Annotated in this window: 6 protein-coding genes; 1 reads left to right on the top strand and 5 read right to left on the bottom strand. The window is 58.8% G+C overall.

The window, feature by feature from the left end:
• Nucleotides 1–137 precede the first annotated feature (137 nt).
• Nucleotides 138–2,522 (top strand): mechanosensitive ion channel domain-containing protein, encoded by a 2,385-nt coding sequence (locus ACR0IV_RS08730; RefSeq protein WP_480657011.1) that lies wholly within the window; start codon nt 138–140, stop codon nt 2,520–2,522.
• A gap of 88 nt (nt 2,523–2,610) precedes the next feature.
• On the opposite strand, the gene ACR0IV_RS08725 is transcribed toward ACR0IV_RS08730, so the two are convergent.
• The 5 genes from ACR0IV_RS08725 to ACR0IV_RS08705 are packed head-to-tail and all read right to left on the bottom strand — an operon-like array spanning nt 2,611 to nt 9,835.
• The gene (locus ACR0IV_RS08725) at nt 2,611–3,966 is read right to left on the bottom strand and encodes a CoA transferase (protein WP_480657012.1); all 1,356 of its coding nucleotides are present in this window, start codon (nt 3,964–3,966) and stop codon (nt 2,611–2,613) included.
• Nucleotides 3,963–5,117 (bottom strand): ABC transporter permease, encoded by a 1,155-nt coding sequence (locus ACR0IV_RS08720; RefSeq protein WP_480469034.1) that lies wholly within the window; start codon nt 5,115–5,117, stop codon nt 3,963–3,965. Before ACR0IV_RS08720 ends, ACR0IV_RS08725 begins: the two co-directional genes overlap by 4 nt.
• Nucleotides 5,114–6,142, bottom strand: a complete 1,029-nt coding sequence (locus ACR0IV_RS08715) for an ABC transporter permease (protein WP_480469035.1) — start codon at nt 6,140–6,142, stop codon at nt 5,114–5,116. Before ACR0IV_RS08715 ends, ACR0IV_RS08720 begins: the two co-directional genes overlap by 4 nt.
• A gap of 14 nt (nt 6,143–6,156) precedes the next feature.
• Entirely contained in the window at nt 6,157–8,070 is a 1,914-nt protein-coding gene (locus ACR0IV_RS08710) for an ABC transporter substrate-binding protein (protein WP_480657013.1), read from the bottom strand.
• The gene (locus ACR0IV_RS08705) at nt 8,063–9,835 is read right to left on the bottom strand and encodes an ABC transporter ATP-binding protein (RefSeq protein ID WP_480657014.1); all 1,773 of its coding nucleotides are present in this window, start codon (nt 9,833–9,835) and stop codon (nt 8,063–8,065) included. The genes ACR0IV_RS08710 and ACR0IV_RS08705 overlap by 8 nt, the downstream gene beginning before the upstream one ends.
• Nucleotides 9,836–9,982: the final 147 nt, after the last annotated feature.

The following is a 9,982-nucleotide window of genomic DNA, read 5'->3' as shown; positions in this document are numbered from 1 at the left end:
TTGAAAACACCTTATAGCCAGCGGTGTCACGAGAACACGGATGCAGGACGATGTTGTGATGGCGTGTGGTGAGGATTTGAACCAGCTCGACAGGTTCTATAGGCTGCCTTGCAACCGCGAATTGGATGAAGCGTATCATGAAAAAGAAAGTTCTTGCCGGATTGGTGCTGGTGTTTTGGGCGCTGTCGCTGGCATTTGTTTCAGCGGCGGCGGCGCAGTCGCTTATTCCAGGCTATCCCATCGGAGGGACGGAAGAGTCCGGTACCGCGACCTCAGAGAATGGGGATGTGGCGGCGGCTATCCGGGCTGCATCCGAGGCGGGGGCCAGCGTTATCGTGATCGATAGTGCCGGTCAGGTGGTTTCAACACCCGCCTCAGGCAGCGCGGCGAATGAGTCGTCAGCTGCTGACTCCATGGGTGAGGGATCACAGCTTATGAAAGCGCAGGAGCGCTTTTCTGACTTCCGCGAATCCGTTCGTTCGCGACTTGAGGCGCTGCCCTACTCAGTTTTTGAAGTAAAATATGTCCTAAGACAGACCAGCCCGGATGGTCGCATCCAAACCTATGTCGAGGTGCTGTTCTGGAACATTTTATTCCTGTTGCTGGGGCGCTGGTTGTCGACGGAAATCTACGGCAAACGTATCGCCAAGCGCTTTGTCGTGGCGCGGATCAAGGAACAGCCTCACGGCTATCGCGAGAAGATGCCGTTCCTGGTGTTCCGCTTCTTGATGGGGATTGGCGGTACGGTCTTTGCCATGCTCATGGCGCTGATCGTCGGATATCTTTTCTTTGGCGAGGCTGAGGATATCTCGATCCAGTTCACCGTAACTGCGATCTTCACGGCGTTCTTCCTGTCGCGCACGGTGTCGGACCTGTGGCGCATGGTTCTGTCGCCCTACCTCAGCCAATATCGATTGCCGCCCTTTTCGGATCGGGATGCGAAACGGTTGTATGTCTGGGCATCGGCGCTGGCGACCTATGATATTTCGGTGGTTTTGTTCTCGACCTGGGTCGCTGATTTCGGTCTGAACTACAATGTCTATGCCATGGTGTACGGCTCGCTGACCCTGGCCGGGGCGTTGGGCAACGTGTTGATGATCCTGTTCAACGCGCGTGCCATTTCAAATGCGATCCGGGGCGGGCGAGCCCCCGATCAGGTGTCGTGGATTTTGCGTTTCATCTCGTTCGCCTGGGCACCGGTGTTGATCCTTTATTTGGTCTTTAGCTGGCTCAAACTGGCGGTCGATCTTGTGCTTGAGGTCGAGGACTCGATCCCGATTGTGGCCAGCAGCTATGCGATCTTCATGTCGGTTGTCGTGGCTTACGGGGCGATGAACTATCTGCTTGAGCGCTATTTTGATCGCAATCGCAAGATTGAAGAGTTGAATGCGGAAGCGGAAGACGCGGAGGCCAAGGCCGAAGCAGAAACCGCCACACTTGAGGCCGAAAAGCGTAAATACGCTATCCTGACTTACGAGGATCTTGCCCGCCGTGTGGCCGGTATTCTGGCCTTTGTCGTAGGCCTCTATGCCTTGGTAGTGATCTGGAACCCGCAAGCGAACTGGAGCGAGGATCTGCCGGTTGGTCGGGCGCTGGATGTGATGGTGATCCTGTTCATCGGTTATATCCTGTTCCACTTTTTCCGGGTTTGGATTGACAGCAAGATCGCCGAAGAGGTCGACGACGGAGGCGCAGAGGCGGAGCTGGGTGACGAAGGCGGCGAAGGCGGGCAGAGCCGTCTGGCGACGTTGCTGCCCCTGTTTCGCGGGGCGATATTGGCGGTGGTCGTGGTGACGATCGCGCTGATCGTGCTGATGGAACTCGGCATCAATGTCAGCCCTCTGTTTGCGGGTGCCGGTGTCGTCGGCTTGGCCGTTGGCTTTGGATCGCAGACTTTGGTTCGAGACATCTTTTCGGGGGCGTTCTTCCTGATGGATGATGCGTTCCGGAAGGGCGAATATATAGATATCGGCGACGTGAAGGGAACGGTCGAGAAGATCTCGGTCCGGTCGTTCCAGTTGCGGCATCACCTTGGGGCGCTGAACACTATTCCGTTTGGTGAGATCAAGGTTCTGACCAACTATTCGCGTGATTGGGTGATCATGAAACTGCCCTTGCGGGTGACCTATGACACCGACGTTGAGAAGGTGCGCAAACTGATCAAGAAGCTGGGGCAGGAATTGCTGAGCGATCCTGTGATCGGCGATAACTTCATCCAACCGCTGAAGTCTCAAGGCGTGATCGAGATGCAGGATTCGGCGATGATCATCCGGGTGAAGTTCATGACCAAGCCGGGCGATCAGTGGCTGGTGCGCAAGAAGGTTTATCAAGATATACGCGAGCTGTTTGCCCGTGAAGGCATCCGTTTCGCGCATCGTGAGGTTACGGTGCGTCTGGCGGATGACAAGGAGGCTGAGGACCTGACACCAAAGCAGCGCGAGGCGGTGACCGGTGCGGTGCAAGCGGCAATTGATGAGGATTATCTGGACGATATCGGACCGGCTGGTGGCGACGATCGGTAAGGGCCTCTCCCGCCCCTTTGATCTGCGTCGCTGACGCGACGCTGCCCAAAGCGTTGGGCCAAGCCGCGCGTTCCGCGCGGCGATTGCGCTAGGCTGAGGGGGTCGGCCAGGCCGCGTCTGATGTACCGAGCTTGGCGGCGGGCAGGCGCCAGGTCATTGCTGCGGGTCCGACTGTGAGGGCTGGCTTCAGGCGGTGGCCAGGCCCCCAGCCGGAAGCTTCGGTCTGTGCGGCGTAATCTGAAGAAGCTGCGGTGGTAATGTCTTCACCGCCGCTGTTTTTAGCGAGGGTCGCCAGTAGTTCTGCGGTGCGAGCGAGCGATAGGCGGGCATCCATTACGGTGTGACCCGCAGCGGCCTCGGCCATGGCTGAGAGGACTGCCGCGGCCATCAGATAGCCCGTGGCGTGATCGAGAGCTTGCACGGGCAACGGTGTGGGCTTGTCTGCAGAGGCCCAGGCCATACCGGCATGGGCGATCCCTGAGCTCATTTGCACAAGGCTGTCGAACCCACGCCGGGTGGCCCATGGGCCTTGCCAACCATAGGCATCCAGAGTGACCTCGATCCGGTTTGGGGCAAGTTGGTCACGGGTGGCTTTACCCAGCCCGAGCGCGTCCAGTGCGCCGGGGCGATAGCCATGAACCAGCACATCGGCTTGCGCCAATAGGTCTTTCAGCCGATTCAGCCCGTCCGGCGATTTCAGATCTAGATCGGCGCAGCGTTTCCCTAGTGAGATATCGGGGATCACTCCGGGTTCATCCCAGCCTGGAGGGTCGATGCGCAGCACGTCCGCCCCGAATGCTGCTAGTGTGCGTGTCGAGACCGGACCGGCCAGAATGCGGGTCAGGTCGAGTACACGTAGCCCAGCCAACGGACGATCGCCCGACGCTTCGGGACGATCACGCAGAGTGACATTGTGCGGTCCGTGCCAGCCGATCAGCGGCTCGCGGGCGACGGCGCGCCCTTGTGGGTGGTCCTGCCATTCGGAGCGCCTCCGCATGGCGGCGGCGACACCTCCCTCAGCGATGATGGCAGCTTCCAGATCGACGATGGACCAGCCTTTGATCGCGCGTGTCACGGTGTCCCGGTCTGCTTCCACCTGCAGTACCTTGAGCGCGGCGGCGCGGTGGTGGGGAAGGTTGGTGTGCAACCTGATCCAGCCATCTGCGGCCTTGTAATCCCCGGCAATGGTATCCCACAAGCTGGGCATTTCCCACCCGTCGGGCTTGAACGAAAAGCCATACCACAAAGAGGCGAGCCGGTGATCCACGGCTATCTCTGGCGGCGTGGCTGACAGGTTGAGGGCTGTCATCAGACGGGCCAGTTCCTGACCCACTGCGGCAAAGCTTGCCGTCGCCAGTTCGGATACCGCAAAGGCGCTGGGGCGGGCTCCGACCCCGATGACCTTGTAACTGTCGGTTGCAGGCAGGGCAGAGAGCAGGGTCATTGCTGATAGGGATCCAGACTGTCGCGCAATCCGTCACCGAGGAAGTTGAAGGCCAGGACAACGACGATGATTGGAAGCATCGGTATTGCGGTCCACGGATAGATCTCGATCGAAGCGAGGTTTTGCGCGTCGTTCAGCATCACGCCCCAACTAACCGCTGGGGCCCTCAGGCCCAGGCCAAGGAAACTGAGTGCGGTTTCGCCAAGGATCATTGCGGGGATCGACAATGTGGCTGACGCGATCAAGTGTGACATGAAGTTCGGAAGCAGGTGCTTGCGGATCACCCGACCCGAGCTCGCGCCCATCATCTCGGCGGCGCGCACATATTCCTCTTCCCGCAGCGACAGGAACTTGGCGCGGACAGATCGGGCAAGGCCGGGCCAATCGAGTATGCCGAGGATGATCGAGATGATGAAGAACACCGCAACCGGGCTCCAATTCGATGGAACAGCGGCGGACAAGGCCAGCCAAAGGGGCAGTTCCGGCAGCGAGCGCAGGATTTCAATTACACGATTGATGACCCAGTCGATGCGCCCTCCGAAATATCCGGCCATCGAACCGAACAGGATACCCAGGAAGAACGACACCGAGATGCCGATCAGACCCACGGTCAGCGACAATTGCGCGCCATAGAGGATGCGGCTGAAAACGTCTCGACCCAATCGGTCCGAACCCCAAAGGAACAGCGTGGCGCCCTCGGGCGCGCAGAACAGGTGCGTGTCGGATTTGATCAGGCCCGCCAGCTTGTACTCGGACCCTTCACAGAAGAACCGGATCGGGCGCGGGTCCTCGGTATCGGGGACGAATTTCCACTGGAAGGTCTCAAGGTCAGCCTCTGCCACGATGGGATAGACGTAAGGGCCAACGAATTCACCCTCATGGAACCAGTTGATGGATTGAGGCGGGGCGTACAGGTGCTCGCCGTTCCGATCATTGGGACCGTATGGTGCGATGAAACCTGCAAAGGGCAGCATCAGGTAACAGAGCAGCAGGAAGATGCCAGATATCAGGCCCAGCTTATGGGTCTTGAATTTGCGCCAGACCAGCACCCAGTTGGGTGCGTCCAGATCGGCACGTTCCAGCTGTTGGATCGAGGCCTGTGGGTCGAAAGGGGCTTCGTCGACATAGCGACCGTCGGGACGTTGGGTCATGCTTCACGCCCCTCATATCTGATGCGCGGGTCGAGCATGACCAGCAGGATGTCCGAGATCATGGTGCCGATCAGGGTCAGCAAGGCCACAAACATCAGGATGAAAGCCGACAGAAACTGATCCTGTGTTTTCAGCGCCGTCAGCAGGGTCGGGCCGATGGTTTGCAGGCCCAGAACAACCGAGACCAGAACCGAGCCTGATACCATGGACGGCAGCAGGTTGCCGATGTCGGCCACAAAAGGGTTGAAGGCCACGCGCAGGGGGTATTTCGTCAGCATCCGCGATGGCGCCATGCCCTTGGCGATAGCAGTTTCCACATAGGGTTTGCCAAGCTCGTCCAGCATATTGGCCCGCAGGCGCTGCATCATCGCTGACGCGCCCGAGGTTCCGATCACAAAGGTCGGTACGATCAGGTGAAGAAGGATGGATTTGAGCTTGTCCCAGCTCATCGGTTCGCCTTCGAACTTTGGGTCCATCAGGCCACCGATGGGTAGGTTGAAATACTGATGGCCATAGTAGAACAGGATCAATGCCAGCAGAAAGTTTGGCGTGGCGAGGCCCAGATAACCCACAAAGGCCGAGGTATAGTCGATCCATGTCCGCGACCGCGCGGCGGCGATCACGCCGAGGGGCAGGGCGACTGCGTAAACGAAAAGGATAGCGGCCAGGTTGACCACAACGGTCAACCACAGCGTATCGCCGACAATCTCGGACACCGGACGGTCGAATTCGAAGGACCAGCCATAGTTGCCTTGCAACAGCCCCTCAAACCCATGGGGGCCAGGCCAGAAGCCCATCCAGATCAGATATTGTTCTGGCAGAGACCGGTCCAGCGAATATTCCTTTCGAAGGAATTCCGCCTTGGCGACGCCAGCCGATTGCCCCGAGGCCTGTAGCTCGGCGATCTGGTTGCTGAGGTAATCGCCGGGGGGCAGGTTGATGATCACGAAGATCAGGACCGATACCACCAACAACGTCAGCAGCATCGTGAAAAAGCGATACACCGCATAGCGCAGCATGACCATTTAGCTGCTCCTGATCAGTCGGCGAAGAAGAACTCGTCGGGGCGGTGAATGCCGAAATGTGCGCCGGGCTCCCACGCCCACATGGCTTGTTCGGGTACATTGCGCAGACGGTTCGACACCACGACGGGCTGCGGGGCGCCATTCAGAATGCCGATCGCATAAAGTTGCTGAGCATGGATATCCAGCATTTCGCGCCAGGCAGCTTCGCGCTCTGCATCGGTGGTGGCGATTTCCCAGTCATGCGCCAACTCCATCAGACGCTCGGCCTCGGGCATGTCAGGCGCTTCGCCCGCATCGCCGCCGGTCTGATAGTATTGACCCCATTTCGGCCAGGCCAGAAACACCTGATCCGTGGGCGCCAGATAGGCCGGAGAGGTATGGCCCTGCGGGATCCCATCATCCCAGCCGAACCAGACCGATGCCATTGTGTTGCCGGAAAAAACCCGGTTTCGCAGGATGTCCCGGTCCAGTGGCCGCATCACCAGCTTCACACCAATCTCACGCCAGGTATCGGTGACGATCTGCAATGCGTTCTCGACCTCTTGCCGTTCTCCGGCGGTTTCGATCACCAGTTCCATCGGGCGACCATCTGGCAGCAGGCGGATGTCATTCTTGTCGCGCTGGCTGAGACCGGCATCATCCAGCAGGGCGTTTGCCATATCAATGTCGTATTGCGCCCAAGCCTGCGCGTTTTCTTCGCTATAGTAGGGCGAGGCTGGCAGAACCGACATCGCACCGGGCTGCGCCAGCTTGAAATAAAGCGCCTGATTGATCGTCTTGCGATCAATCGCCAGCGATAGGGCGCGACGCACACGCACATCGCGCAGCACGTCACGCCAGGCCTCGTCTTCGAAATTCAGATTGGGGTAGATGGCGATCTGTGACGCAACTCCGGTTTTCCACAGCAGCGTCTTGTACCCGCCCTGCGCCTCGCCTTTTTTCAGGATCGAAGCGTCTCGGAACGCCAGCCCACGCCCCTGCAGGTCGCTTTCGCCTGCATTGGTCTTCGCGGCAACCAGACCAGGGGCCACGATCTCCATCTCGACTACGTCCATGTAGGGCAGCTGCACTCCGTTCGTGTCGATGCGGTGGTAATAGGGATTGCGTATGAAGCTGTGGCGGATTTTCGTACCCGAGCTTGCGTTCAGCCAAGGCTGCAGCGTCGGTAATTCGTGGTTGTCGAACTTGTAGAGATTGTCGAGCTTGTTGTGCAGCGCGGCCCAGCTTTTGACACGGGCGTCTTCAACCTGAAAGGCCAACTCTTCGGGGTCGGCGAATTTCTCGTGATATTGCTTGAGAAACTCGGATGGCCGGTAAATGAAGGGTGGGCGGGCCTGCGCCAGCGATTGCAGGAAGTTCGGGTTCGGGTCCTCCCATTCGAAGATCACCGTTGTCTCATCCGGGAAGCTCACCGCTGGTGGCTTGCCTTCGACAAGCAGGAAATCCGGCGGGCCGGAGGGGCTGAGCAGTTCGTTATTGGCAACATCCTCCCACCAATAGCGGAAATCTTCCGAAGTGAAGGGTGTGCCGTCTGACCATTTGTGACCGGGGCGCAGCTTCAGCGTGAATTTACGATTGTCTTCATTTTCGAACGCGGCCAACAGGTCGGGCACGATGTTGTATTCATGATCGAAACCAACAAGCCGCGCATATCCGTAGACCACCATCTGCCGGATGTCTTTGGACCGGGTGACCATTGTGCGCAATGTGCCGCCCTGGGTCCCGAACTCGCGCCCTTTGGCGGAAAGGTCAACAATAAGCGGGTCTTGTGGAACACGTTCGGCGGCAGGGGGCAGGTTTCCGCTGTCAACTTCGGACTGCCAGAAGGCGCTCTCTTGCAGGTTTGAGGGAACTTCTGCCATCGCGGATAGAGTGCCCGCAAGGACCAGCGTGGTGGCCAGAAACAATCGGTGAGTGGTCTTAAACATGGCAACGTACCTTATGGCCGGGCTCCATTTCTACCAGTGAAGGTACCACGGAGTCGGAAAATCGGAAGGCATCATCCCAACTGTCCGGCGAACCCGCACCTAAAGCGACCAGTTTAAGGTCGATCGGGCGATTGATGTCGGGCTCAGGCTGGGCAGCGATGAGTGCCTTGGTGTAGGGGTGGTGGGGATTATAGAACAGGGTTTCGGGCGGGGCCTGTTCAACAACAAGGCCCTGACGCATCACGGCGACCTCATCAGCGATCCGGGCCACAACAGCCAGATCGTGTGAGATGAACAGGTAGGACAGATTCAGACTGTCCTGTAGATCTTCCAGCAGGGTCAGGATCTGTTCTTGCACGGACACATCCAAGGCCGAGGTCGGCTCGTCACAGACAATCAGCGCGGGGTCCAGCATCATCGCGCGCGCAATTGACAGGCGCTGGCGCTGACCGCCCGAGAAAGCATGGGGATAGCGTTTGAGCATGTCGGCACTCAGCCCGACCCGTTGCAGCATTTCGGCTGCCTTGTCTCGCTGCTCGGCTACAGAGCCCAATTTGTGGATCTCAAGCGGCTCGGTCATGGCGTCCTGAATGCGCATTCGGGGGCTGAGTGAGCTGTAAGGATCCTGAAACACCATCTGTGCCTTGCGCTGAAAGGCGGTGCGCTCGGCGCGCGACATCTTGTGGACGGTGATCGGTTCGGCATCCGCAGAGGTGCGGAACAACACCTCGCCTCCGGGATCGGGCAATTCCGCGCCCAACGCGATCCGGGCGGCGGTGGTCTTGCCTGAGCCGCTTTCGCCTACAATCGCCAGCGTCTTGCCGCGGGCCAGCTTCATGTCGACCCCGCGGCAGGCATGGATCAGCTTGTCGGCCTTCCAACCCTTGCTGGACCGCATCGTATAGGTTTTTGATACGCCCTTCATCTGCAGGATCAGATCCTCATCGGGCATCGGTAGCCCCACGGCATCTTGATCCGGAATCTCGGGTGCTGCATCAAACAGCTGTTTTGTATAGGGATGCGCCGGTTCGTTCAGAATCGGTGCAGCAGGTCCGGCCTCCATCACGCGGCCCTTGTGCATCACCACGACCTGCTCGGCCATATTGGCGACAACGCCAAGATCGTGGGTCACGAGGATCAGTGCCATACCGGTCTCGCGCTGAAGTTCCTTGATCAGTCCAAGAACCTGCGCCTGCGTCGTCACATCCAACGCGGTTGTCGGCTCATCCGCGATCAACAGTTCGGGTTTTGAGACCATGGCCATGGCGATCATCGCACGTTGACGCATACCACCAGACAGCTCGAACGGGTAACTGTCATAGGCGCGCGCAGGGTCTGGGAAGCCCACGCGTTCGAACTGGGTCAGAACTTCTTTACGGGCCTGAGCCTCGGATGCGCCGCGATGCAGCCAAAGAACCTCACTGACCTGATTGCCGATTTTATGGAGCGGCGACAGCGAGCGCATCGGTTCCTGAAAGATCATCGAAACCCGATTGCCGCGAATGCCGCGCATCTGTTTCTCGCTGATTTTGGTGAGTTCTGCCGTGCCCTTGGAATCGTTCAGCCTGATTGATCCGCTGCGAATCTGTGCCGTACGTGGCAGAATTCTCAGCGCGGCCCTACACGAAATTGTTTTGCCCGATCCTGATTCTCCGACCAGGGCCAGCGTTTGACCCGGTTCAACGTCAAAGTTGACATCCCGAACAACGGCTTCGCCCGCGCCAAAACCTATGCTCAGATCCCGGACGGACAACAATGCATTCATGCGGGAATTCCACCCGGCTGGCCGCTTGATAACATCGGCTTAGTAATCTCCCTGACTTTTTTGACGCAGTTTCGCGCGGTTGGGGCGGCCTAGTCAAACACCTTCTTGCGCAGAAACGTCGCGGAAATATGAAATGCATGCCGGGGC

The sequence above is a fragment of the Ruegeria sp. C2 genome (genome assembly GCF_056537765.1).
The sequence above is the reverse complement of the archived record's forward strand: the minus strand, read 5'-3'. Positions and strand labels throughout refer to the sequence as shown.